Below are 23,922 nucleotides of genomic sequence, written 5' to 3'. Positions count from 1 at the left end.
GAGAAGCAGATGAAGCTAGCCCTTGTTTCTGGTCTCATGACCAGTCATGCACTTGAACTGCAACTGGAACGAATTGAACAATATTGTAAAGAAGCAGCAGAATGCGATATTATCGTTTTCGGAGAAGCCTATCTCCAAGGATTTGATGGCCTTACATGGTCTTATGATAGGGATAAAAAACGGGCAGTTGAACAAAACTCCCCTGAAATAAACAGGCTAAAAACAATTGCTCAAACCTATCAGATGGCCATTTCGATTGGCTTTTTTGAGAAAAATGAAGAAAAACTCTACAGTAGCCAATTATGTATTGGGGCAACTGGAGATATCCTGTCTACCTATCGACGAATTTCACAAGGCTGGAAAGAGAAAGGTGTAGGCAAGCAGTATCAAGAAGGACAGCGTTTTGAAGTCTTCGACTATCAAGGTACACGCTTTGTCACAGCTATCTGTGGTGATTTATGGCACGAAAATTTGTTGAATCGTCTGACTGCCTTAGAATATGACATCTGCCTTTGGCCTGTTTACATCGATTATTCACCTGAAGAATGGCAGACTGCACAGCATGAATATGCGGAGCAGACAAAAAAGCTCTCTAAGCCTATCTACCTTGTTAATTCCTATTCAATAGACAAACAAGAGGCTTATGGTGGAGTCTATCTCTTTGAAAACGGGCAGATTACTCCTATCCTACCAATAGGAAACTACGGAATTGTGAAGATAGAATAGCATTTTTATTTACATAATATAAGTTATGTAAAACATTTATTTCCTTATCTTTCTGTGCCATACTACCTGATATAAGAAATTTGCAGAGTTCAATCGTACTATTAAGCCAAAAATCTCTGTATAGATTCTAAATAAGGACTTGAAAACGGTTTAAAAGATGATATACTAGGAATACATAAAGGAGGAAGTTATGTCACATCATGCTTTGCAAAATGGGTCTGATATTCGTGGAATCGCGATTGCAACAGACGAATTAGCTGTTAACCTCACACCTGAGGCCGTAATCAAAATCGTACATGGCTTAGTTCGTTGGCTGTGTCAAGACGAGACCCTTCATAAGGTCTATCAAGAAGGTCAATTAACGATTGGAATTGGTCGTGATAGCCGACTTAGCGGCCCTAGTTTAGTCGAAGCTTTTACAAAAGAAGCTATTCGTATTGGGGTACAAGTGATTGATTTTGGTCTAGCAACCACACCAGCCCTTTTTATGAGCACGCAGTATGAGGAATTTTCATGTCATGCCGGTATCATGGTAACAGCAAGTCACTTACCGTATTACTTTAATGGGATTAAAATCTTCAGCCAAAAAGGCGGTGCAGAACATGAGGATATTACTTTTATCCTAGAAAATGACGAAGTATTACCCGCTCAGGAAAATGGAACAGTTCGTTCAGAGGATTTGTTGACACCGTACGCAGCTGATTTGGTTGGAAAAATCCGCTTGGCAAATCAAGGTGAAGAAGAACCATTAAAAGGATTGCACATCATTGTCGATGCAGGAAATGGAGCCGGAGGTTTCTTTGCTGACAAGGTCTTACAAGCTTTAGGAGCAGATACAAATGGTTCTCAATTTCTTGATCCAGACGGGACCTTCCCAAACCATATTCCAAATCCAGACAACAAGGAAGCTATGGCGAGTATTCAAGCAGCAGTCCTTAAACATCAAGCTGACTTAGGCATTATCTTTGATACGGATGTAGACCGTGCTGCCTTGGTCACTAAATCAGGAGAGATTTTAAATCGGAATAATCTCATTGCCGTTCTCAGCCAAATCATTTTACAAGAACACCCTGGAACAAGCATTGTAACCAATTCCCCAACTTCTGAGCATTTAAAACGCTTCATTGAAGAACTAGGCGGTAAACAGATTCGTTATATCTCAGGCTATCGTAATGTCATCAATAAAGCGGTTCACACCAATCAAGAAGGGATTGATTGTCAACTGGCTATTGAAACATCTGGCCATGCTGCCTTTAAAGAAAATTATTTCCTTGATGATGGAACCTACGTCGCAGCCAAAATTCTCATGCTCTTGCCACGTTTACAAGCAGAAGGACGGAGCTTAGATGATTTAATTGCCCAGTTGAAACAGCCAGTCGAAACGCAAGAAGTCCGCTTTAAACTAGAAGCACCCGACTATCGTGCGCTAGGTGAGCAAGTAATTGCGGACTTACAAGCACAAATGATTGACGGCTTTAACTTTAATCCAGAAAACGAAGAAGGTGTGCGCTTTGATGTCACCTCGCCATACGGAGATGGCTGGTTCTTACTGAGAATGAGTCTTCATGAACCTTTATTGGTTCTCCAAGTGGAGAATGATCAAGCAGGTTACATTGTTCCAATTCTCAGACGTCTATCTGCATTTTTAGCAGCCTATCCTCAGGTGAATCAAGCAAAAATGAAAGAAATAATCGGAGAATAAAGATAAAATAATTTACATAACAAAAGTTATGTAAATTATTTTATAATTGATCCAAAGCATTTTTCTGTTCATCGTTGACAATGTGGGTATAGAGGTCTGTAACCTGCGTATTCGCATGACCCAATTGATGGCTGACAAGCACTTGAGATTTTGTCGCATCATAGAGACGAGTAGCTAGCGTATGGCGGAGTTTATGCGGTGTGACTCGGATTTTAAAATCTGCAGAATATTTTGCGACCATTTTTTCAATACTGGACGCATCCATACGATTTGGCAAGCCACGGTATTCCGATAAGAAGAAGGCAAGATCCGTCTTTTCAGCCTTGTAACGTTGCTGACGAATGGCAAGATAGGCTTCCAAGTAAGGCTTTGCAAATCCCGCTACATGAACTGAGTCTCGTTTCCCACCTTTTCGTGTAACATCAATCATCATCATCTTTACATTGACATCAGCCAGATTAAGATTGACCGCTTCAGAAAGGCGTACTCCAGAAGCCAGCAGTAGGGCTAGAATGGCTAAATCTCGTTCTTTGTTTTTCTGGAAGGAGGAGAGAGCACGCTTTGATAGTTTGACGGGATATTGGGTCTCAACATACTCTAAAAACTCCATGGTTTCGTCTCCCAAAAAGAGTTTTTGCTTGATATTTTCAGCTCTAGCAGCAAGCGTTTCCTTTTTCTTTTTGGTTGAAACCTTCTTCATAACATTGCGGTAAAAATAAGGCTCTCCCTGATCATTTTCAACTTCCTCAGTCAGGTATTTGTAGAGGCTTGATAGAGCAGACAAGGTACGATTAATTGTCGTTTGTGATACCCCATTTTGTGTCGTATTGGCATTCAGCAAGGGTCTTTCCCGTAGATAGAGAATAAAGGATTCCATGTCTTTCTTAGTGAGCTGTTCCAAGGTATCTAATGGGATTTCAGCTATAGTCGTTGCCGATACCAAATCCGTATCGATCAACCATTCAAAAAATCGTCGGTATTCTTTCAAATATTCATACAAGGTCGTAAAACTGTAGGGGACAGCTAACTTTGATTGGTAGTAGTCCAAGACATACCACGGCATTATTTCCTTTAATTGTTCGATTTTTTCTAGTAGTAATTCGCGGCGCATAAAGATTCTCCAAATTTTCTTCTTATCAAGAGTATAGCACAATAATAGATATATTTCAAGAAAATTATAGTTTTTCGGAAAGATATATGTAGAATTCTCGATAAGTTAACTGGAAATAATTATAACCAAAAAAATTTTTTCAAGAAATTATCTACCTTATTTTATTTTCTAAGAAAAGGAATCATTCATGATAATCCATTTTGAACCTGTAGCTCCTGAAAATGGGCGAGCGCCTCTTACAGTGAGACCTGAACAAGAATACTTTTTCTGTGACGCTTGCAAGAGCCTACGCTTATCGAACGTTAGCAAGTAAAACTCGTTTTATTTACCAAGACCTGGTGCCAATTGGACTTTTTCTCTATTATGATGTTCCTAGTGAAAATGCCTATGTTCTTGCTGAATTTTTTATCGGAGATTCTTATCAAGGAAAATCTTATGGCACCCAAGCTCTCAAGATGTTGTTAAAGCAATTAAAGGACGAAAAACGCTATCCCTATCTCCGCCTGTTCTATATTAAAACGAATCAAGCAGCAAAACAATTTTATGAAAAGGAGACCGGGATGAAGATGAGATTGTCATGGAATATCTCGTTTATAATATAACATAATTAAAATTATGTAAAAAGAAGAGATTATTTTCTCTTCTTTTTTGCTTTCTTCATTTTATTTGCCATGCGCTTCATGGATTGTTTCATGGCAAATTCACCTATTTTACCCTTTAAGCCCCCACCAAACATCTGACTCATATCTGGCATGCCAGCACCACCTAAGGCTGATAAATCAGGCATTCCCCCCTGACCCATCATCCCTTCAAGAGCGGACATATCCATGTTGTTTGGCATATTTTTAGGAAGATTATTGGGATTGATTCCCATTTGTTTCATCATCTTATTCATATCACCAGACATAACCCCCTGCATCATAGCCTTTGCTTGGTTAAAGTCTTTAATGAACTTGTTGACATCGACAAAGCTATTTCCTGAGCCGTTCGCAATCCGACGACGACGGCTTGGAGTCAGCAAATCAGGATTTTCACGTTCAGCTGGGGTCATGGATGATACAATCGCACGTTTTCGAGCAATTTCTCGCTCATCGACCTTGAGATTAGCAAGGGCAGGATTTCCAGCCATTCCTGGAATCATCTTGAGCAGGTCTTCCATCGGTCCCATATTTTGTACTTGGTCTAATTGATCAATAAAATCATTGAAATCAAAGGTATTTTCTCGCATTTTTTCAGCGAGTTCAAGCGATTTCTTCTCATCGTATTCTTGTGAAGCCTTCTCAATCAGAGTCAGCAAATCTCCCATCCCCAAAATACGGCTAGACATACGGTCTGGGTGGAAGGTTTCAATATCGGTAATTTTCTCACCAGTACCTGTGAACTTGATTGGTTTGCCAGTGATATGACGGACAGAAAGTGCGGCACCACCACGAGTATCCCCATCGATTTTGGTTAAGATAACCCCAGTCACCTCAAGCTGGTCATTAAACTCACGAGCAACGTTAGCAGCTTCCTGACCAATCATAGCATCTACGACGAGGAGGATTTCATTTGGTTGACCAAGTGCCTTGACATCTCTCAATTCATTCATCAGCACTTGGTCAATTTGCAAACGCCCTGCCGTATCAATCAAGACGTAGTCGTTATTTTGTTGTTTGGCTACTTCAAGACCTTGCTTGACAATGTCAACTGCTGCGACTCCTGTACCTAACTCAAAGACAGGAACGTCAATTTGTTGTCCTAAGGTTTTTAACTGATCAATGGCTGCTGGACGATAAATATCCGCTGCAATCAGCAAAGGTCGGGCATTTTCTTCTTTTTTGAGCTTGTTAGCTAGTTTTCCAGCAAAGGTCGTTTTACCAGCCCCTTGCAGACCAACCATCATGATAATAGTTGGAATTTTTGGTGATTTGATAATTTCAGCTGTATCAGAGCCTAAAATTGCTGTCAATTCCTCATCAACAATCTTGATAATTTGTTGAGCAGGATTGAGCGTTTCAATCACTTCGTGACCAACTGCACGTTCACGGACTTTCTTAATAAAATCTTTCACGACTGGCAAGGCAACGTCTGCTTCCAGAAGGGCAAGACGGATTTCCTTGGTTGCTTCTTGGACATCACTTTCGCTAATTTTGCCTTTACGGCGCAGATTTTTAAAGACGTTCTGTAAACGTTCGGTTAAACTTTCAAAAGCCATGGTATTCTCCTTTATTCTCTATTATCAATGCTACTTAATATGGTGATTTGTTCTTGCAAAAATTCATCTGCTGGATAGCGTTCTAAAATTTGATCAAAGATTTGGCTGCGGACAATGTAGTCAGAATACATGTGCAATTTCTTTTCGTAATCTTCTAAAATCTTTTCTGTCCGCTTGATATTGTCATAGACCGCTTGACGGCTGACCTGAAATTCTTCTGCAATCTCAGCCAAGCTATAATCATCAGCATAGTAGAGCTCGATATAATTCATCTGTTTATCGGTCAATAGTGCTGCGTAAAATTCAAAGAGGGCATTCATCCGATTCGTTTTTTCAATTTCCATACCTTTTATTATACCAAATTTTTCCTAGAGGATAAAGTCTGTCCATCTCATTTTAAATATAAAAAAGTTTACATAATAAAGATTATGCAAACTAATTGTTTTCCAAGTAAAATTCAAAACGTTCACCAACGTATTGGCTATTTACATATTCAAAAGGTTGACCGTCCTCCAAATACGATACTTGGCGCAGAGCTAAAATAGCTTGATTTTTCGTAATTTGCAAGTGTTTTGCAACCTTTTCGTTGGCCAAACGAGCATAGATTGTTTGGTGGCTTTTCCCGATGCGATAGCCGTTTTCCGTCAAGGTTTTAAAGAAATGGTTGGTCACGTCGCTCTTTTTCACATTGTGAATCAGCCGTTCTGGAATGCTGGCCACCTCGTAGACCACTGGAATATTGTCTGCAAAACGCACACGTTCCATTCGAATAACGGCCTCTCCTGCCTGTAAATTCAGTTGACTAACTTCCTTATCATTGGGCTTTGTTCGGATATAGGATAATAACTGACTAGAGGGAGTTTTGCCTTGTAGTTGAATAATTTCAGTAAAAGACATGGTTCCCCGCATTTTTTCTTGGACACGGGTACTGGCTACATAAGTTCCTGAGCCAACTTTTCTTTGTAAAATTCCTTCTTCCACTAAGAGCGTAATCCCTTGTCGCAAGGTCATTCGTGACACTCCAAACTCATCTGCTAAGTCTCGCTCACTTGGCAAACGTTCTCCAATTTTCCAAACCCCACGGTCAATTTCTTCTTTTAATTTATCATGAATGGCAATATAAGCAGCTTTCATAATCACTCCTCTTTGTTTCTATCTCTATTGTACCAAATTTCTATCTTTTTAACCATTCTTACTGCAAATTGTTCGTTTTTATGTTAAAATAAGAAACATCATGTGATAATTGATTTGAAAGGAAATAAGATGACAAGCAAAAATGTAGAGAAAATTATTGTGTTAGACTACGGTAGCCAATACAACCAGTTGATTTCTCGGCGAATTCGTGAAATTGGTGTATTTTCAGAGCTAAAAAGCCACAAGATTTCAGCAGCTGACGTTAAGGAAATCAATCCGATTGGAATTGTTCTTTCAGGAGGACCAAATTCTGTTTATGAAGAGGGATCGTTTGATATTGACTCAGAAATTTTTGAATTAGGCATTCCAATTTTAGGAATTTGCTACGGTATGCAGCTGATTACCCACAAACTCGGTGGCAAGGTTGTACCGGCTGGAGATGCTGGAAATCGTGAATACGGTCAGTCAAAGCTTACCCATACTCCTTCTCCTCTCTTTGAAGGAACTCCAGATGAGCAATTGGTCTTGATGAGCCATGGAGATGCGGTAACAGAGATTCCTGACAACTTTGTTCGTACAGGCACTTCTGCTGATTGTCCTTATGCAGCCATTGAAAATCCTGATAAGCAGATTTATGGGATTCAATTTCACCCAGAAGTTCGTCATTCTGTTTATGGAAATGATATTTTGCGCAACTTTGCGATTAATATCTGCGGAGCAAAAGGCGACTGGTCCATGGATAATTTCATTGATATGCAGATTGCTAAAATTCGTGAAACTGTCGGAGATAAAAAAGTCCTTCTTGGGCTTTCTGGTGGTGTTGACTCATCTGTCGTTGGGGTTCTTCTGCAAAAAGCAATCGGTGACCAGCTCATCTGTATTTTCGTTGATCATGGGCTTCTCCGTAAGGGTGAAGCTGACCAAGTCATGGATATGTTGGGAGGTAAATTCGGTCTCAATATTGTCAAAGCTGATGCTGCAAAACGCTTCCTTGATAAATTAGCAGGTGTATCTGATCCTGAGCAAAAACGCAAAATTATCGGTAATGAATTTGTTTATGTCTTTGATGACGAAGCAAGCAAGCTAACAGATGTCGCATTTCTTGCCCAAGGAACACTTTATACGGATGTCATCGAATCTGGGACAGATACTGCTCAAACAATTAAATCCCACCACAATGTAGGGGGATTACCAGAAGATATGCAATTCAAATTGATTGAGCCACTCAATACCCTTTACAAAGACGAAGTGCGTGCCTTAGGAACAGAACTTGGTATGCCTGATGAAATCGTGTGGCGTCAGCCATTCCCAGGACCAGGACTGGCTATCCGTGTCATGGGGGAAATCACCGAAGAAAAACTTGAAACTGTCCGTGAATCCGACGCCATTCTCCGTGAAGAAATCGCAAAAGCAGGACTTGACCGAGACATCTGGCAATACTTCACAGTGAACACTGGTGTACGTTCTGTTGGGGTTATGGGAGACGGTCGTACCTATGACTATACGATTGCCATTCGTGCCATTACGTCTATTGACGGCATGACTGCAGATTTTGCCCAAATTCCATGGGAAGTCCTTCAAAAAATCTCTGTTCGTATCGTCAACGAAGTCGATCACGTTAACCGCATTGTCTATGACATTACCAGCAAACCGCCAGCAACTGTTGAGTGGGAGTGAAATAATCCAGTGGATTATGTTAGCTGATTATTTTATTCTTTTTGATATCCATTTAGTAACTAAAAATAGCACCCATTTCAAGGTGCTATTTTTTAATCTAACTTCTCTCAAGTCTGCTTGCGCATAAGGTATAAGAATTATATCTTCGTTTGTTAATAAATATCTCGGCGATGTCCAAATTCAAGTGCTAAAATAATCAACTTATCATCCTGAATATGGCAAATCAATCTATAATCACCGATACGGTAACGCCACTCCTTAGCATGGTTGCCTGTCAAGCCTTTTCCGTTTGCTCTTGGATTATCTGTTCCCTCCAAGTGCTTATCTATCCAAGCAAATAGTAACCTCTGGATTGGTTTATCTAGTTTTTTTATCTGCTTTTGAGCCTTTTTCGAATATTCTATATGGTACATCCTACAAGCCTAGTTCTTTCTTAAAATCAGCATGACTAATCGTTTCAGAGTCTGCCTGATACTCTGCATAAGCTTGATGATAGATTTTCAAATCATATTCATCCTCAATATCACGCTCCAAGGCTTTTTTAAACAAACTAGAAAGGCTTTGCCCTGTCAATTGAGCATAGCTTTTAAAAAATGTTTCTTCTTCTTGATTTAATCTAATCGTAACTGTGCTCATACTTGTTCACCTCGTTTTATTTGTAATACATTGTAACACATTTCAAGCTACTTGTCAATTTATTGGCTAGCTAAACTAACATGGACAGCTATTTCAAACTTCAAGAAATGACAAAAATACTGTATAATAGGAAAGTTAATAGCACATGATGAAAGGATTGGATAGATGAAACGAGGAAAAAAAGTCTTCAAAATTAGCCTACTACTGCTACTTGCTACATTTATTCTAGGAGTTTTTGCGCTCCAGAGTATGACCTATAAACCTATGCCTGAAGCGATAAGGTATGCGAAAGAAGCGAAGAGGGAGGCAGATACAAGCATTTTTACAGCAGAAAAAGAAAAAGGAGTTGTCATATTATACGGAGGTGGCTTGGTAGTTAACCAAAGTTACGCTAAGTTAGGGGCAGGACTTGCCGAACAAGGCTATACAGTTTATCTGCTCCACTCCCCTCTCAATCTTCCCATTTTAGCGACGAATAAAGCCAAAGAAGTAATCAAGTATTATGGCTTGAAAAATGTATACATAGGTGGACATTCCCTCGGTGGCGTCGTAGCTTCCATGAATGCGGAACTGCATGAAATAAAAGGCTTACTATTACTGGCAGCCTATCCACCTGATAACGTAAATTTGTCGAAAAGCTCTCTTTCTGTGCTTTCACTGACTGCCTCAGAAGACAAGATCTTAAACTGGTCGAAATATGAAGAAGCCAAAAAGCGACTTCCAGCAAATACACAGTATAGAACGATTCCAGGAGGTAATCATAGTGGTTTTGGCCTCTATGGTCAACAACGAAAAGACGGTAGTCCTAGCCTGTCTGCTTCTACTCAACAAGATGAAGTAATTCGGCAGATGGTTGCCTTTATGGAGAAATAAACAGTGTACACCTTGTCAAAAAGAAAAAGGTTATCTTAACCCCCTTCTTCTAATAAAAATTCTTTTACCACATCCATTGCCTGCATAACAGTTTGCTGACGAGACTGGTGGAGACCGAGCTCTTCCTTGTCTAATTCATTGTACATTTCATTGGTCAAAAGAATTCTTTTCTGTAACTTTGGCGAATACATAATATAGCCAACCATTTCTAACTCTGTTAATTTTCCAAGAATATCTGTTAAGGTATGAGAATCTGTGGTAGTATACTGCATTTCCTATCTCCTTTTCTACATCTGACCATAGGCATTTGGTCCTATTTATGGTAAAATAAATCTACGAGATTTGTTTTTAAAACATACCAAATGGTATAGAAATATTATACTCATTGGTATCCTATTTGTCAATAAAAATATACGATTATGAATAAAAAATGGAGTCAATCATGGATACAGATAAGAATATTTTTCCAAATAGACTGAAAGAATTACGAAAAAGTGCTAAATTAACCCAACAACAACTATCCAGTGAACTCAATATTAAACAAGGAACCTATTCACGCTGGGAACGTGGCCTGCTTGAGCCAAATATTGCTCAGATTACAGATATCGCTATTTTCTTTAAAGTTAGCGTGGATTACCTAACTGGCAAGCGAGATAAAGAATACAGTACCATACCAGCGCTTAACCATGAGCCGATATCAGTTGCGGAAAGTAGCAAAATTGCTGACTACGTTATTTCCAGTATTTTTACAGCCCTCTCTTCTGCAAAAGAAAAAGGTATCTCTGAGCAAACTATGGTCGCTCTTCTATCAGAATTGGGCTTTGAAAAAGAAGCACAGACTACCCTTATTGAGCAATTGTATGAAACAGGCGCGCTCAAACAGCCTAAAGAACAATGAAGCTGGGCAAAAACTCAATTTTTGACCTTTCTCTTAAAAACTGAACAATATAAAATGGCTTAGAATCAACGTTTCTTGACAACGTTAATCTAAGCCATTTACTCTTTTTAAGACTTTTGCCCAGCCTCATTGTTCTCAGAACGTAGACAAACCTCACAATTCAGAAAAACATTACAATAATATTTCATTTTCTGTAGTTTCAAGGTTAGAAAATTTGCGAGCGTAGCGAGCATAATACCGCCGCCACCGCCGTGTTAAAAGGTAAGCGCTCCATAACGAGGTATCTAGTAATCCTCTCACTCCTCCAGTATTCTGTTAGTAGAAAACAGAATTGGAGGCTATTGTGATGTCACAACCTATTGTTCCTTTGGAAACGCCCCAATCTCGTCGTTTTGATAAGAAAAACAAAAACGAGATGGTGCTGAAAATGCGTATTGGAAGAGTTGAACTAAGCTTGTTCCAATCTCTTCATCAAGAAACACTGGAAACTATTTTAGATAAGGTATTGCTCTATGGCGATTCATCTCAGTGATCTAGGCAAGGTCTATCTTGTCTGCGGGAAAATGGATATGAGACAAGGTATTGACTCGCTCGCTTATCTTATTAAACGTCAATTTGAATTAGATCCCTTTTCTGGTCAAGTTTTTCTCTTCTGTGGTGGCCGCAAAGATCGTTTCAAGGCCCTTTATTGGGATGGACAAGGTTTCTGGTTGCTTTACAAGCGATTTGAAAACGGCAAACTCACTTGGCCTAATGATGAACATGAGGTCAAAGCCCTCACTTCCGAGCAAGTAGACTGGCTCATGAAGGGATTTTCGATAAGCCCTAAAATAAACCCTACAAACAGTCGTGATTTCTATTGAAATCATGGCTTTCTTTTCGGTATAATAAAGAAAACTGGAGGGTGAGACTATGGAAGAGTTATTAGCCATTATTAAACAACAAGCAGCTGTTAACCAACAACTCACAAATGAACTTGCTCTCCTTCGTGAACAAGTAGCTTATCTGACACAAAAGCTCTATGGCAAGTCATCAGAGAAGGTTGTGCATCAACCTGGTCAGCTAAGTCTCTTCGAAGAAGAACCACTTCTTGAAGAAGACGCTAACTTGCCCAGGTGACACAGAAACGATTACCTATAAACGTAAGAAAACCAAGGGAATTCGTCAGGCTGTTTTCAGTCAGTTTACTCCAGAGATGGTTCATCATGAACTAAAAGGCGAAGACTGCACTTGTCCAGACTGTCACGGTCAGTTGAAAGAGATTGGTTCAACCGTCCAACGTCAAGAATTAATCTTTATTCCTGCGCAATTGAAGCGGATTGATCATGTCCAACATGCTTACAAATGTCAGGCGTGTAGCGAGAAGAATCTCAGTGATAAGATTGTCAAAGCTCCCGTCCCTAAAGCCCCTTTAGCACATAGCTTTGGGTCAGCCTCCATCATCGCTCATACGATTCATCAGAAATTCAATCTCAAGGTACCGAACTACCGCCAAGAAGAGGATTGGAATAAACTTGGCTTGCCTATCACACGGAAAGAAATCGCTAATTGGCACATCAAATCTAGTCAGTATTATTTCGAACCACTTTATGACCTTCTTCGTGAGAAGTTGTTGGAACAGCCCATTCTCCATGCGGATGAGACTTCTTATAAGGTCTTGGAAAATGATAGCCAGTTGACCTTCTACTGGACCTTCTTGTCTGGGAAGCATGAAGAACAGGGAATCACTCTTTATCATCACGATAAAGGGCGGAGTGGCTTGGTTGTGAAGGAGTTTCTTGGAGACTATAGTGGCTATGTCCATTGTGACATGTGGTCAGCCTATAGACAGTTAGAACGAGCTGAGTTGGTTGGTTGTTGGGCGCATGTCAGAAGAAAGTTCTTCGAGGCGACGCCTAAGAAGGCAGACAAGACCTCTTTAGGAGCTAAGGGATTAAGGTATTGCGACCAGCTGTTTGCCTTGGAGAATGACTGGGTTGACCTCTCTACTGAAGAGCGACTACATAAACGCCAGGCAGAGTTAGCCCCTTTGATGGATGAGTTCTTCGACTGGTGTCGTGAGCAGGCTGTTTTATCAGGTTCTAAATTGGGCATGGCCTTAGAGTATAGCCTCAAATACGAAACCACCTTCCGAACGATTCTCTCGGACGGCAATCTAGTCTTGTCCAACAACATAGCAGAGAGGGCTATGAAGACCTTGGTTATGGGGCGTAAGAACTGGCTTTTTTCTCAGAGCTTTGACGGCGCTAAGGCGACAGCCATCATCATGAGCTTACTAGAAACAGCTAAGCGTCATGATCTCAACACTGAGAAATACATGACTTATCTTCTAGAACATCTTCCTAGTGAGGAAAGCCTCGCAAATAAGAACGTTCTAGAGGCTTATTTACCGTGGGCGGAAAGTATTCAAAACAACTGTAAATAGAAAACATTCCAGAGTCCGTCCAGACTTTGGAATGTTTTTCAATATACCTCGTTATGGAGCGGTTACGTTAAAAGTGACAGATTCTTCAAGCTGAGAACAATAAAAACTCCACATTAGTGGAGTTTTTATTGTTCTGCTTCTAAGGCTGATGAACGACTGTATCTTCCATATCCAAAATAACCCCATTTTGGTAGACTCGATAGAGCGAGCCGTCTGTTCCTTGCAAAAGATTGTAGGGTACAGAGTCCGTTCGATTGTAATTGCCTTCTACAACAGTCCAGCCCTTGTCTCCTAAAATCATATTGGTATAGTTAATCGTATCTTGTCCACTTTCTAAAGTCACACCTGTATTTTTATCCCCTAGGGCTTCTGCTGCAGCGGAAGTTGTATCAGCTGTACTTGCTGGCTCACTTGTACTTGAGGATGATGATTGAGAAGATGACGAACTTGTCGATACTTGGCTGGTGCTAGATGAACTCGTCATTTTTGTTTGCGTCTCTTTTTTGGAACAGGCAGTTGCTATCGTTAATAGTGCCAAACATGATACGGCAAGAAGTGTATATTTTTTCATCTCGATATCCTCCTAATCTCGGTGAATGGTGAAGCCAGTTGCTTGCTGGGTAGCCATAATGGTCATATCTGAAATCTGAACATGGCGGGGTTGATTAGCAACAAATAGGACACTTTGCGCAATATCCTCTGCTTGTAGCGCTTCAATACCTTGGTAAACCATCGCTGCTCGCTCCTTGTCTCCATGGAAACGTACCTGACTGAAATCTGTTTCTACAATCCCTGGCTGAATGGTCGTTACCTTGATATTTGTTTCAATCGTATCAATCCGGATACCGTCACTCAAGAACTTGACCGCTGATTTGGTAGCTGCATAAACTGCTGCACCAGCATAGGCATAAATCCCTGCTGTCGAGCCAATATTGATGATATGACCTGTATTTTGTGTGACCATGCTTGGCAAAATCTGGCGAGTAACATAAAGAAGTCCCTTGACATTGGTATCGAGCATGGTCACCATATCAGACACGTTCGATTCATAGAATTTATCAAGTCCTAAAGCTAATCCCGCATTGTTGACTAAAATGTCTATTTGAGGAACCTGAGCAAGAATCTGCTCACAAACAGTCACTACTTCTGCTGCTTGTGTGACATCCATTTGGTAGTAATGGACAGTGACACCATATTTTGCTGTCATATCTGCCTGAATCTCTTTTAACTTCTCCACTCTCCGTCCCGTAATAATCAGATGATCTCGGTTTTCAGCAAATGCATAGGCAATCGCCTTTCCGATACCACTTGTAGCGCCAGTAACCAATACATATCGTGCCATACCGCCCCTCCTTTTCTCCTCTTCATTATACCACTTTTTTTGAGAAAGATGAATGAAGAGCAGAAAAAGTTATCCAATTTCATCTATACTGATCAATATAATCCATGCGAAGTTTGGGGAGAATTTTGTAGCTTATTTTTCTATAAATTATGGAATGAAGGAGCGGGATACTTATGTCCCACTCCTTTGTTTTTTATAGAATAAAGGAATTATCCTCTATAACTCCAATCTGCTCTTTTAGAGTGAACTTAGGGGACTCGAGCTGATAAATGATAACGGAATCTACTTGAACATCAATCAATTGACCGAGTTCATACTTTAATTGCCGATACTTTGAAGGAGAAATTTGACCTTCAAAAACCGATTTCTGGATGTGGACAAGGTATTTACGACACGTTTTTAAGACTTTGTTCAAGCGTTTCTGCCCAATATCATAAGAAAGAATAATAAACATTTTTCTACCTACTAAGTATCTTTTTACGGATATAAAAGATGATTCCGAATAATATCATCGTAATTATTGAAAAAAGATGAATGAGCTTAATATCTCCTAAAAAAGATACTTGTTTCCAGAGAACATGTTCTAACGGTAAAATAGGTAAGAGGCTTACACCGGTCAAGAATAGCACTATGTAATTTAAGTCATCATCATTTTTCTTTTGTCGAATTGCTTCTTTAGTCTGACTAATATCATGTAACGAGGAAAGTTGACTGTCCAATAGATCACTGTACTTTTCAATATAGAGAGCATTTTGAAGAAGATGATACAAATCAATTGCCTGCTCTTGCGCACTAATTTCAGGCAGTAAGAATTGATTTTTAAAAATAATATAGTTTTCTTGTAGTTTTAAAATAGATCCCACACTACTACGGACATTGTTTCCAGCATCGTGTGAATACTTCAATATTCCCGTTCTTTGACTAAGCACTATCAGAACCATGTCAAGGTATTCAGAAAGAAAATACTGAGTTAGAAATAGTGGTTGCTGTCCATCTGATAAATAGATAAAAGAATGCTGGGTAACTAGATACAAACTCTTATATTCTGCCCATCTTGGATAGACTGTTTGTTCCAAAATGCTTTGCAACATACTTTTACTTCGACAAGTCGCTGCATCTTTATCAACAAAGGCCAGACTGTAAAGATCTTGCATTTGTTGAGTTGAGAGATTCTCTACTTCAGAAGCTGCCTGAATCAGGGACTCTAATTGTTGATTCCCAATCAGACTATGGACAAACATTCGGTCATCAATAATTGTGTCAAGGTAGATAGACATATCTTGAGGGCACTGTGGGAAAATAGCTTCCTTTGACAGTTGGAAAAAGTCCATGAGCAATTCTCTGGGAGCGTCCATAATGTTATAGGTCTTTAAATAGTCTGATTCTTCAGGAGCATGGGACAATTGATTTTTCTCCAGTAATTGAAGATTATTGGGTGCTTCCGAATAGGTGACATTTTCATTTAAAAAAGGAGTAAAGATTCTGCGACCGTACTGATTGATATAGCCTACTTCTTTTAAGGATGTGTAGGTATGATTTTCTAGAGAAAAGACCAAATACGCCATATCCAAGTCGGGTAAATAGCGCAATAAAATATAGTCAACTTTCAAGTCAAAAAAGTGAAGTGAGCTAGTTGCTACAGCATCTGAAGCAAAATAAGAAATCCGATAATAATATTCCTTTTCAGAAGTGGGTTTATAAATATAATTTTCAACGAGATAGGAAAATTCATCTGTCTCCTTGCCCTCAACAACTGGGCTGTGAATCAATTCTTTTGCTTCCTTATTGAAATAGAAATGATGCGCATAGTGGATGGTTTCATCCTCTCTTAAATAGGGCAACTCTCCCATGACTTGTATTCGCTCCCAATTCTGGCGAGTGAGTTTTGTTGTTATTGCTCCCTTGTTTATGCCTTTCAATAGAAAAGGAAGAATAAAAACATGGTAGCTATAGGCTGATTTTACCACAAGTGGTAACTCCTTTCTAGAAATAGACAATCAGAGGTCGGATTCAAGTTCCTCCTCTGATTTTTTATGATGTCAAGAATGAAATGCACCAGTTACACACTGCTAAGACAAGATAAGTAACTTTTTTCCTTATAGGTAAGGTAATACAAAGAGGAAATAATTATGTTTGCAAATCAAGTTCTTATTGCTGGTCTCAATTCCTTATAGGTAAGGTAATACCCAATTATTCAATCTAACGAAGATAAAGTTCTAGTGGAACTTGGTCTCAATTCCTTATAGGTAAGGTAATACAAAAAGAGGTATTTTTCATGAAACGAAAGAAAACGGAAACTAAATTGTCTCAATTCCTTATAGGTAAGGTAATACCAGTTTATTGAGTATTTCAAAAACGAATTTTTAAAGCGTCTCAATTCCTTGTAGGTAAGGTAATACGTTGAAGCGTTAGATAAAATCAAAAACCAAGACAGACTGTCTCAATTCCTTATAGGTAAGGTAATACACACAGACATCGAACGCCAAATCCAATCGTTAGTTAACGTGGCTAAGGAGCAAGTCTCAATTCCTTATAGGTAAGGTAATACGAATCGTATGTTCACCAGGTGGACACATTAGTGAATACGTCTCAATTCCTTATAGGTAAGGTAATACACATTTACATTTACTTTAAAATCTCTTTTCGGATTTGAGTCTCAATTCCTTATAGGTAAGGTAATACAGGAAAGAAGGAAACATCATGTTCAAATCACTAAAGGCCGTTTGTCTCAATTCCTTATAGGTAAGGTAATACATAAGGAGGAAATATTATGAATATTACAGCGCTCATGCGTCTCAATTCCTTATAGGTAAGGTAATACAAAGAGGAAATAAATTATGTCATACACAGTAACACTTGAAACAGTCTCAATTCCTTATAGGTAAGGTAATACAGGAAAGAAGGAAACCTATCATGAACAAAACGTTCAAACGTATTAAGTCTCAATTCCTTATAGGTAAGGTAATACCACACCTGCTCCAGTTGAAGTCACAAATGAACTTCCTATTCAGTCTCAATTCCTTATAGGTAAGGTAATACATTTTGAAAAAACAGTTGATTTTTCTGATTTTGATTTCGTCTCAATTCCTTATAGGTAAGGTAATACAGGAAAGAAGGAAACCTCATGAATATCATGAAAACAGTAAGTCTCAATTCCTTATAGGTAAGGTAATACAACTGCAAGTAGGGCAGTCAACACTTTAATTATAGTACAAATATGCAAACTATTCAAGTATTTCGTATTAAAAGTCGGTCAATCGCTTAATGGTCGGCAGGCAAAAAGCTTGCTACTGCTGTTTTATAAATTGCAATACAATTTATAAAATCTTCGACCGACTTTTAGTAGTATTTAAATGGTGTAAAGCGCTTTACATCCCTATCACCTAAAATAAATTTTTTAAACAGTTGAACATCACGTTGTATTAACTGATGATAGGTATAGGTGGTATGCTTCAGAACGAGCCGAGTATGGAATTTGCTCTCCAAAGCTTCCAAAACGATTCTTTTACCAGCTGAATTAAGCCACACCGCCCCATCTTCCTTATATTCAAAGTGTTGTGGCATGTGGATTTGATGCCTATTAATCAGAGACAATATGACCCTATCAACAATAATAGGCTTGAAATAATCAGCAAAATCTAGATGAAGCGAATAAGGCCGATTGTTCGAAGCGTGAAGGACAGCTATTTTAGGATCTAAACGAGATTTCCAAATTAAGCGCAGAACTTGGCTGTACAAAACAGTATTACAAAAACTAATTAGAGCATTTAAAGCATCTCGTGGAGGACGTTTTGTTCGCTTTGTAAAACAAAATTGTTCCTGATTGAGTACCTCATTATACAATTGATAGTATTGCTGCTTGGCTCGCGCTTCCAATAACATCAAATCATCGACCGACTTTGTCGTACGAACAGCATTCATTCCATTCGTTAATTCTTGTTCCAGATTCCTGAGTATCCCATTTGACCGAAACTTTTTTAAATAGTAACGACAATTTGCACGCATATTGTGCAAGTGTGCTAATTCAAACTGTTTAGCCACAGTCACTCTCTTCTCCTCCGACAGATACAATTGACTCTGCGCAAGTAAAATAGGAGCACTACTCCTCATGGACTCAGGAATAAAATAAGATTGAATATCTCCAAATTGATTATGTAAAACGAGCGGAATTTTTTTGTCATACAACAAATGTAGGGTTTGCGGACTAATAACTACTTCTGAGTAAATATTAATCTGCTCGACGACCTCAATTGGCAGATGATGTTTATGTTCTTCATTTTCGAACAATAAAGAATAATCTTTTTTATTGAGAATACCATTTTCAATAATATAATATTGCCGGTTTGCAAACTGTAGTTGACTGGGATGCCATCTTGATGAGTAAATAAAACGTGTATAATGATGTTTCTGACATTCGACTATGTTATTTTTCAAATAAAACTCATATCCTAACACGCGTCTATTAAAAGCAGAAAAAATGCCACTTTTCTTCTCATTAATGACAAGTTGAAATTCATCGACTAATAATTGTCTTATTTCTTGATAAATTGGGAGAGCTTCTTCCTTACTTGCAACATAAATATAAAGATTATCTGCATAACGAAGCCAATTAAATCCTCTGGATTCTAAATAGCAGTCTACAGGATGAAGATACAGATTACTCAATATCGGACTAATGGCACTTCCTTGAATTAATCCCTTAAATTGCGTAAATACTCTGCCCTCAGACTCTATACTGCAAAAAAGATAGGCTTGAATAAATTCTCTCACCCTCTGATCCGAAAAATAAGCTTCTAACTGCTGATTCAATCTATCTAAGGGAATTGTGTCAAAGTAATGGTATAAATCTATTTCAATGACAATCGAATTTCCTTGTATGAGATAATTTTTTGCTTGCTGGATGGCTGCTAAGACACCTTTTTCTGCTTGAAAAGCAAAGCTATTCGCTAAAAATAACGGATTCATATACCGTTCAAGTTTTTGCGCCAACATTCGCAATAAAAATCGATCTAAATTGCCAAACAAGGAAATAGTGCGATAACCTCCAGAAGTCTTCAGTAATTGACATTGTTTGACTATCGTTGGAACATAGCTACCGTTCTTAATTTGAGAGAGAATTGCTGATGAATTAAGAGACCAAAATTCTTTTAATTCACTCAAGAGAAGTCCATCACTTCCAAGACTATCCTTTTTAGTCTCTATATAGCGGAGCGCTTCTTTTTGATTTTTGTTTGAAAGCAGTTCTTCTAGACAAAACATCTTCTTCTCCATTTAACAACCTATTTAGTAATACCGCAGATAAGCGAACATCGTCTCGTGCATTGTGCAGATTGCCTACAAATTCGGGACACAATTCTAAGCGATTGACTTGTGGTGGAATACCTTTTGCATATAAGAGGCTACTAATATCAATAAAGGGATAGGGGCCTTGAAAAGTCCGTTTCTTTCTATCATATTCAACCATTTTGTGAAATAGATTGGATTCGACAGGAAAGAGCACATCAGCAAAACAGATTGCTCGTTGTCTATAAGTATCCCACCATGTCCAAACCTCCTCAAACAATGCTTCTTCTGTTTCAAATGGCTGATAGTCGCCAATAACTGGTAATACATTCTCTAGCACCCAGACATCTTTGATAGAAGCTATGTTGCTCGGAAGTCCACCATAAAATGAAGCAATCTCTTGTCCACTCTGATCTGTTACGAGGATAGCTACTGTCAGTAAAGGGCCATATAGGCCGTCAGTTTCTGCATCTATGATAAAACGAAGTTCCATGCCCCTAATATCTCCACTCCTGTGAAAAGGCCCATAAGACTTCTGAGGAAGTATCTGTATGGTCTTTACATGCTTCTAGCTGTTCCCGCCAGCCTTTTAAAACAATCATTGTCTCGTCAAAGGAAATTTCCTTACTGAATATCGATTGTCGAGCTAATTTATCTTCTAAGGATTGGACACATTGAATCGCGCGTTTCAAAGAAGGTGCTGTTTGCTTCTCATAGATTTCTAAGCTAGCACGCGCTGCTAAAATCGCTACTAAACGCAACTGCAGAGTTAGAGTTCCCTTCTTACGGCTACAAATCATAATAGCCTGATCATAATAGCTAAAACTCTCTTTGACTTGTCCTTTTGCCCGATGATATTCTGCCAAATTCCAATAAATAATATCTAAGGGATGATAGTAAAGTGATGAAGCTTGAAGTAAATGAATGTCCGTATTTTTCTTTTCTTTTTGAATCAATTGAAAGATAGGATGCTCAGCTAAACTACTATATAAACAATCTGCCCAATCAGATTTTTCTATCATAGCTTGCGCAAGAATTAAGCTATAGTACATCAGATAAAACAATTGGCTAATAGCAGTCTCCTGTGTGTAGATAGTATCCCAAAATCGCTTTAATTCTTTTTGATTTATCGTTTCACTAAAACAATAGGTTTCATCAATAGCACGCATCAGCCAATAGATAGCCTCCGGTATGTTTCCTTCTTTTTGCTCGATTCGGCTACGGTACTGCAAATGTCGCTCCAACTCTCCATGAAATAGTGGATATTGCTGTAAAGCAGTATCTGATAACTCTCTCAAGAAATCAATTTCCTCAAAAAGTAACTGGTTTCGAAACAACCTCGCATAAATCTCCATACAGAGCACATCGCCATAGTATTCTGATTTTAATGTAGAAAAATTAGTTTGAATCATGGGATAGGTTAGCAAGTTCGTCATCAATCCCTCAAAACTTTCCCTCATCTCTGACATCAGCTGAATAGCAGTTGAAAATTGATAGCTGTCAATATAAAATACTGCTAATTTTTCCCTCATTCGATAAAAAAGAAAGATATTTTCCAAACTGTTCTCTGACAATTGGACAACTTCTTTTAACTGAGTCAATACTGTAACAACTTCTACTAGCTGCCCTGAGCGGAGATACATATCACTGAGTTGTAAAAGAATCTCATATTCTAAGACTTCATAGGGGTACTTTTGAACCTTCAATAAAGGAATCAGCTGTGTTTCTATCTGTTTCAAAAGAGAACTAGCTTCGTCATAATTGTCTTGTCTAGCGCTATAAGCTAAAATCTCAGCTGTTAACTGGCGTATTTGTGATTTTATCAGTCGATAACTCAAATGTGACATTCGTTCTAAAATAAGTTTTAGATACTCTTTCTGCTGCAATCCAGTCATATTTTGAGAAGTAAAAACTTCCATAATGGCTTCTGACAAATCATTTTGTCCAAGAAGAATACGAATTTTTGTGTCAGAAGATAGCTCTGACATGGAAAATGTATAGGCGTCTTCAAATAAAATACTTAGACTGGCTTTACTGTCCCTATCTTTAAATTTCTTTCGATAGTACATCCGTCTCGTATTAGAAGCAAAGTCTGCCAAGATTAAAGGCAAAGATTTCGTAGCCCGTTCTAAATGAAACTGTACTTGAGTGGACTCGTGTACTGTAAATTCATTTCTCTCTTGCTTGTCATGCAAGAGCTTTCGAAAACATCTCACATACTCTTCTTCTGTAATATGAACTAGTTTTTCGTCTCCTTTTTGAGCAAGGCGGCTAGCAATGATAATAGCCAGTTTTATTGGACCATATTTTGCTTCTAGTAATTGTGTTAATTGCAACAAGCCTTCTGACAGTACCTGTAGATAGAGCAAGCGGTTATCGCCATTTCCATAGTATTCAATATTTTCAAAAAAGATATAACGGGCATCCGTATATTTTTTAAAGTCAAGTAATTTCGGGATGACATATTCTTTTTTTGCCTTCATATCCAAAGTCATCGCATGATTGTATTCTTTGGAGGAAAGAAATGTTTTTAAATCAATTTGACTGCTTTTTTCCGTTTCAACTAATACGCCACCAACAAAGGAATATAAGTCCCTACTGTCTGACGTTTCATCAAAACAACCACTTTCATCCAACCATAGTTGAAATTGTTTCATTTGTGCTACCTTTATTCCTTAAACTGACTAAAGCCTGTATTTGTTTTGGCTCCAATTCCAATATCTGTCAAGATTGTTTTAAATAAGCGCAATTTCTCTTCAATAGTGACTTTTTTTCCGCTTGGCAATACACTATCTTGTAACAGAAAGCCAAATTCAAATTGAATGCCAGGCTTTACTTTTAAAAATGAAAGGGGAACTGGATTTTTTATCTTATCTGAGTGCGGAGTAATGTATTCCTGTGCTAGTAATTGTTCTTTATTGCCTTTATTGTCAGCAGTAGGAAAGGCTCCTAAGAACACATCCTGATTCTCAAAAATAGCAGGAATCAACTCCTGAACATCTTGACAGTCCAAATGTGGAAGAATTTCTTGAATATAGGCTGTCTTTAAGATTTCTTGTGTATGCTTAGGAAATATACTTCTTAGATAGCCTTTTAAGCTAGAGCCTGGAATGTAGGGCAAACCTGTGACATAGTCAAAAGAAAAGCCTGCCTTTAACACATCATTTCCATTCAAATCATGAGGATTTCCAGTTCCAATCAACAATCCAGGATACATCGTTTCTAAGGTAATAGAACGATAGGTCGCAATTGCCTGCCACTCTTTTAAGGGACTGGATGCTAAGGGAAAGCGAAAACGATAAAGTGCTTCGTTTCTCTTCCTAAATCCTCCTCCCACTTCAAATGTTGCTTTCTTCTTCTCTTTTGCTTGAATGCCTCCTTGTGTCAAGCCACTAAAATATTCTCTATAGTAGATATAGTGCATATTGGGAGATGTAAAAGAAAAATCTGATTCGCTTTGCCTGTTTTGGGAAGAAGAATGATTCTTTCTATGCATTTTATCATTGTGGAATTTCATATTCATAAGCCACCTCACTTAGTTGGTGAATCTTGATAAAATAAATTCATCGCCAACTTAACAGCTATAGCTGCATGTAATACATTCTCTTTCCCCAACCGTTCATTTGAGTTAACCACATACTCAAATAAGTTACCTTCCGTAACGTTAGTATCATATCTTTTTAAGACATTTAATAAAATCATTGGTAATTTATGGCGATCTTGCTGTGCACCATTTTCTTCAGAAGAGTAAAAGGCTACAGCTGCCGCTAAACTTCCCATAGTAATCGCAGCTCCAAAAGTAGAAATATAGCCTCTAAATTCTTTTGGAATATGTTCACTGGGAAATTCTTCTTTTAATACTTGGTAAGCCAGCGGAAGCATTTGATTTACAGTCCGTTTATTCATCACTAACTCCTC

Annotated in this window: 26 protein-coding genes and 1 CRISPR repeat array; of the genes, 10 read left to right on the top strand and 16 right to left on the bottom strand. The window is 38.5% G+C overall.

The window, feature by feature from the left end; genetic code table 11:
- Positions 1-9 precede the first annotated feature (9 nt).
- Both J5M87_RS04930 and J5M87_RS04925 read left to right on the top strand, forming a co-directional pair.
- Positions 10-726 carry a carbon-nitrogen hydrolase family protein gene (locus tag J5M87_RS04930; protein ID WP_154607901.1) on the top strand — a complete coding sequence of 239 codons (717 nt, stop codon included), beginning with the start codon at positions 10-12 and terminating at the stop codon, positions 724-726.
- A 190-nt stretch (positions 727-916) separates the two neighbouring features.
- Complete coding sequence (locus tag J5M87_RS04925; protein ID WP_154607900.1) at positions 917-2,428, top strand: phosphohexomutase domain-containing protein; 1,512 nt, start codon at positions 917-919, stop codon at positions 2,426-2,428.
- A gap of 40 nt (positions 2,429-2,468) precedes the next feature.
- Here J5M87_RS04925 and xerS read toward each other — a convergent pair whose 3' ends face one another.
- Positions 2,469-3,539: a tyrosine recombinase XerS gene (xerS, locus tag J5M87_RS04920; protein ID WP_154607899.1), complete on the bottom strand. Its 1,071-nt coding sequence runs from the start codon at positions 3,537-3,539 to the stop codon at positions 2,469-2,471.
- Positions 3,540-3,808: 269 nt separating this feature from the next.
- Here xerS and J5M87_RS04915 point away from each other — a divergent pair, with 269 nt between their 5' ends.
- Positions 3,809-4,141 carry a GNAT family N-acetyltransferase gene (locus J5M87_RS04915; protein ID WP_160463147.1) on the top strand — a complete coding sequence of 111 codons (333 nt, stop codon included), beginning with the start codon at positions 3,809-3,811 and terminating at the stop codon, positions 4,139-4,141.
- 29 nt (positions 4,142-4,170) lie between these two features.
- Here J5M87_RS04915 and ffh read toward each other — a convergent pair whose 3' ends face one another.
- The 3 genes from ffh to J5M87_RS04900 form a co-directional block, all read right to left on the bottom strand.
- Positions 4,171-5,736 (bottom strand): signal recognition particle protein, encoded by a 1,566-nt coding sequence (ffh, locus tag J5M87_RS04910; protein WP_154607897.1) that lies wholly within the window; start codon positions 5,734-5,736, stop codon positions 4,171-4,173.
- An 11-nt stretch (positions 5,737-5,747) separates the two neighbouring features.
- Complete coding sequence (locus tag J5M87_RS04905) at positions 5,748-6,080, bottom strand: putative DNA-binding protein (RefSeq protein WP_154607896.1); 333 nt, start codon at positions 6,078-6,080, stop codon at positions 5,748-5,750.
- A 91-nt stretch (positions 6,081-6,171) separates the two neighbouring features.
- Positions 6,172-6,870 (bottom strand): GntR family transcriptional regulator, encoded by a 699-nt coding sequence (locus J5M87_RS04900; RefSeq protein WP_154607895.1) that lies wholly within the window; start codon positions 6,868-6,870, stop codon positions 6,172-6,174.
- Positions 6,871-6,999: 129 nt separating this feature from the next.
- Between J5M87_RS04900 and guaA the strand changes: the two genes are divergently transcribed.
- Entirely contained in the window at positions 7,000-8,547 is a 1,548-nt protein-coding gene (guaA, locus tag J5M87_RS04895) for a glutamine-hydrolyzing GMP synthase (RefSeq protein WP_154607894.1), read from the top strand.
- Positions 8,548-8,699: 152 nt separating this feature from the next.
- On the opposite strand, the gene J5M87_RS04890 is transcribed toward guaA, so the two are convergent.
- Entirely contained in the window at positions 8,700-8,960 is a 261-nt protein-coding gene (locus J5M87_RS04890; protein WP_154607893.1) for a type II toxin-antitoxin system RelE family toxin, read from the bottom strand.
- Between the two features lies 1 nt (position 8,961).
- Positions 8,962-9,183, bottom strand: a complete 222-nt coding sequence (gene relB, locus J5M87_RS04885; protein WP_154607892.1) for a type II toxin-antitoxin system RelB family antitoxin — start codon at positions 9,181-9,183, stop codon at positions 8,962-8,964.
- A gap of 165 nt (positions 9,184-9,348) precedes the next feature.
- On the opposite strand from relB, the gene J5M87_RS04880 reads away from it, so the two are divergent.
- A complete protein-coding gene (locus J5M87_RS04880) occupies positions 9,349-10,056 on the top strand; it encodes an alpha/beta hydrolase (RefSeq protein ID WP_154607891.1) in 708 nt (235 codons plus the stop codon).
- Positions 10,057-10,091: 35 nt separating this feature from the next.
- Here the strand turns inward: J5M87_RS04880 and J5M87_RS04875 are convergent, their stop codons facing one another.
- A complete protein-coding gene (locus J5M87_RS04875) occupies positions 10,092-10,328 on the bottom strand; it encodes a hypothetical protein (protein WP_154607890.1) in 237 nt (78 codons plus the stop codon).
- Between the two features lie 170 nt (positions 10,329-10,498).
- Here J5M87_RS04875 and J5M87_RS04870 point away from each other — a divergent pair, with 170 nt between their 5' ends.
- The 5 genes from J5M87_RS04870 (at position 10,499) to tnpC (ending at position 13,379) form a co-directional block, all read left to right on the top strand.
- Entirely contained in the window at positions 10,499-10,954 is a 456-nt protein-coding gene (locus J5M87_RS04870) for a helix-turn-helix domain-containing protein (protein ID WP_160463146.1), read from the top strand.
- A gap of 346 nt (positions 10,955-11,300) precedes the next feature.
- Positions 11,301-11,486, top strand: coding sequence for a hypothetical protein (locus tag J5M87_RS04865; protein WP_154608075.1), 186 nt, complete (start codon positions 11,301-11,303; stop codon positions 11,484-11,486).
- Entirely contained in the window at positions 11,467-11,817 is a 351-nt protein-coding gene (gene tnpB / locus J5M87_RS04860) for an IS66 family insertion sequence element accessory protein TnpB (RefSeq protein WP_208769382.1), read from the top strand. The genes J5M87_RS04865 and tnpB overlap by 20 nt, the downstream gene beginning before the upstream one ends.
- A gap of 49 nt (positions 11,818-11,866) precedes the next feature.
- Positions 11,867-12,073, top strand: a complete 207-nt coding sequence (locus tag J5M87_RS04855) for an IS66 family transposase (protein WP_208769381.1) — start codon at positions 11,867-11,869, stop codon at positions 12,071-12,073.
- Positions 12,045-13,379, top strand: coding sequence for an IS66 family transposase (tnpC, locus tag J5M87_RS04850; protein ID WP_208769380.1), 1,335 nt, complete (start codon positions 12,045-12,047; stop codon positions 13,377-13,379). Before J5M87_RS04855 ends, tnpC begins: the two co-directional genes overlap by 29 nt.
- Positions 13,380-13,518: 139 nt before the next feature.
- On the opposite strand, the gene J5M87_RS04845 is transcribed toward tnpC, so the two are convergent.
- The 9 genes from J5M87_RS04845 to J5M87_RS04805 form a co-directional block, all read right to left on the bottom strand.
- Entirely contained in the window at positions 13,519-13,950 is a 432-nt protein-coding gene (locus J5M87_RS04845; RefSeq protein ID WP_154608546.1) for a hypothetical protein, read from the bottom strand.
- Between the two features lie 12 nt (positions 13,951-13,962).
- Positions 13,963-14,721, bottom strand: a complete 759-nt coding sequence (locus J5M87_RS04840; RefSeq protein ID WP_154608547.1) for an SDR family NAD(P)-dependent oxidoreductase — start codon at positions 14,719-14,721, stop codon at positions 13,963-13,965.
- Positions 14,722-14,914: 193 nt separating this feature from the next.
- Positions 14,915-15,175, bottom strand: a complete 261-nt coding sequence (gene cas2 / locus J5M87_RS04835; RefSeq protein WP_154608548.1) for a CRISPR-associated endonuclease Cas2 — start codon at positions 15,173-15,175, stop codon at positions 14,915-14,917.
- Positions 15,176-15,179: 4 nt separating this feature from the next.
- On the bottom strand, positions 15,180-16,688 hold the full coding sequence (locus tag J5M87_RS04830; RefSeq protein ID WP_154608549.1) for a hypothetical protein: 1,509 nt from the start codon (positions 16,686-16,688) through the stop codon (positions 15,180-15,182).
- A gap of 118 nt (positions 16,689-16,806) precedes the next feature.
- A CRISPR array of direct repeats spans positions 16,807-17,897; the repeat unit is 30 nt; unit sequence GTCTCAATTCCTTATAGGTAAGGTAATACA.
- Between the two features lie 163 nt (positions 17,898-18,060).
- The gene (gene cas1, locus J5M87_RS04825) at positions 18,061-19,980 is read right to left on the bottom strand and encodes a CRISPR-associated endonuclease Cas1 (protein WP_160463266.1); all 1,920 of its coding nucleotides are present in this window, start codon (positions 19,978-19,980) and stop codon (positions 18,061-18,063) included.
- A complete protein-coding gene (locus tag J5M87_RS04820) occupies positions 19,913-20,497 on the bottom strand; it encodes a hypothetical protein (RefSeq protein WP_181351482.1) in 585 nt (194 codons plus the stop codon). Before J5M87_RS04820 ends, cas1 begins: the two co-directional genes overlap by 68 nt.
- Before the next feature lie 4 nt (positions 20,498-20,501).
- On the bottom strand, positions 20,502-22,661 hold the full coding sequence (locus J5M87_RS04815) for a hypothetical protein (protein WP_154608551.1): 2,160 nt from the start codon (positions 22,659-22,661) through the stop codon (positions 20,502-20,504).
- Positions 22,662-22,672: 11 nt separating this feature from the next.
- Positions 22,673-23,527, bottom strand: a complete 855-nt coding sequence (gene cmr6, locus J5M87_RS04810) for a type III-B CRISPR module RAMP protein Cmr6 (protein WP_230082372.1) — start codon at positions 23,525-23,527, stop codon at positions 22,673-22,675.
- An 8-nt stretch (positions 23,528-23,535) separates the two neighbouring features.
- Positions 23,536-23,910: a type III-B CRISPR module-associated protein Cmr5 gene (locus J5M87_RS04805; protein ID WP_154608552.1), complete on the bottom strand. Its 375-nt coding sequence runs from the start codon at positions 23,908-23,910 to the stop codon at positions 23,536-23,538.
- Positions 23,911-23,922 lie beyond the last annotated feature (12 nt).

Origin of the sequence: Streptococcus sp. zg-86, assembly GCF_017639855.1 — a bacterium.
GTDB lineage: Bacteria > Bacillota > Bacilli > Lactobacillales > Streptococcaceae > Streptococcus > Streptococcus zhangguiae.
Note: the sequence above shows the minus strand (reverse complement) of the source record. Positions and strands in the feature narration are given on the sequence as shown.

What these genes read in the sequence shown, in the direction of transcription:
- J5M87_RS04820 (WP_181351482.1), bottom strand. Translation starts at nt 20,497, where the DNA reads ATGGAACTTCGTTTTATCATAGATGCAGAAACTGACGGCCTATATGGC.
- J5M87_RS04805 (WP_154608552.1), bottom strand. Translation starts at nt 23,910, where the DNA reads ATGAATAAACGGACTGTAAATCAAATGCTTCCGCTGGCTTACCAAGTA.
- cas2 (WP_154608548.1), bottom strand. Translation starts at nt 15,175, where the DNA reads ATGTTTATTATTCTTTCTTATGATATTGGGCAGAAACGCTTGAACAAA.
- J5M87_RS04925 (WP_154607900.1), top strand. Translation starts at nt 917, where the DNA reads ATGTCACATCATGCTTTGCAAAATGGGTCTGATATTCGTGGAATCGCG.
- J5M87_RS04905 (WP_154607896.1), bottom strand. Translation starts at nt 6,080, where the DNA reads ATGGAAATTGAAAAAACGAATCGGATGAATGCCCTCTTTGAATTTTAC.
- relB (WP_154607892.1), bottom strand. Translation starts at nt 9,183, where the DNA reads ATGAGCACAGTTACGATTAGATTAAATCAAGAAGAAGAAACATTTTTT.
- J5M87_RS04815 (WP_154608551.1), bottom strand. Translation starts at nt 22,661, where the DNA reads ATGAAACAATTTCAACTATGGTTGGATGAAAGTGGTTGTTTTGATGAA.
- J5M87_RS04865 (WP_154608075.1), top strand. Translation starts at nt 11,301, where the DNA reads ATGTCACAACCTATTGTTCCTTTGGAAACGCCCCAATCTCGTCGTTTT.
- J5M87_RS04855 (WP_208769381.1), top strand. Translation starts at nt 11,867, where the DNA reads ATGGAAGAGTTATTAGCCATTATTAAACAACAAGCAGCTGTTAACCAA.
- J5M87_RS04875 (WP_154607890.1), bottom strand. Translation starts at nt 10,328, where the DNA reads ATGCAGTATACTACCACAGATTCTCATACCTTAACAGATATTCTTGGA.
- J5M87_RS04870 (WP_160463146.1), top strand. Translation starts at nt 10,499, where the DNA reads ATGGATACAGATAAGAATATTTTTCCAAATAGACTGAAAGAATTACGA.
- J5M87_RS04890 (WP_154607893.1), bottom strand. Translation starts at nt 8,960, where the DNA reads ATGTACCATATAGAATATTCGAAAAAGGCTCAAAAGCAGATAAAAAAA.
- xerS (WP_154607899.1), bottom strand. Translation starts at nt 3,539, where the DNA reads ATGCGCCGCGAATTACTACTAGAAAAAATCGAACAATTAAAGGAAATA.
- J5M87_RS04930 (WP_154607901.1), top strand. Translation starts at nt 10, where the DNA reads ATGAAGCTAGCCCTTGTTTCTGGTCTCATGACCAGTCATGCACTTGAA.
- J5M87_RS04840 (WP_154608547.1), bottom strand. Translation starts at nt 14,721, where the DNA reads ATGGCACGATATGTATTGGTTACTGGCGCTACAAGTGGTATCGGAAAG.
- guaA (WP_154607894.1), top strand. Translation starts at nt 7,000, where the DNA reads ATGACAAGCAAAAATGTAGAGAAAATTATTGTGTTAGACTACGGTAGC.
- ffh (WP_154607897.1), bottom strand. Translation starts at nt 5,736, where the DNA reads ATGGCTTTTGAAAGTTTAACCGAACGTTTACAGAACGTCTTTAAAAAT.
- tnpB (WP_208769382.1), top strand. Translation starts at nt 11,467, where the DNA reads ATGGCGATTCATCTCAGTGATCTAGGCAAGGTCTATCTTGTCTGCGGG.
- J5M87_RS04900 (WP_154607895.1), bottom strand. Translation starts at nt 6,870, where the DNA reads ATGAAAGCTGCTTATATTGCCATTCATGATAAATTAAAAGAAGAAATT.
- J5M87_RS04880 (WP_154607891.1), top strand. Translation starts at nt 9,349, where the DNA reads ATGAAACGAGGAAAAAAAGTCTTCAAAATTAGCCTACTACTGCTACTT.
- cas1 (WP_160463266.1), bottom strand. Translation starts at nt 19,980, where the DNA reads ATGTTTTGTCTAGAAGAACTGCTTTCAAACAAAAATCAAAAAGAAGCG.
- cmr6 (WP_230082372.1), bottom strand. Translation starts at nt 23,527, where the DNA reads ATGAATATGAAATTCCACAATGATAAAATGCATAGAAAGAATCATTCT.
- J5M87_RS04845 (WP_154608546.1), bottom strand. Translation starts at nt 13,950, where the DNA reads ATGAAAAAATATACACTTCTTGCCGTATCATGTTTGGCACTATTAACG.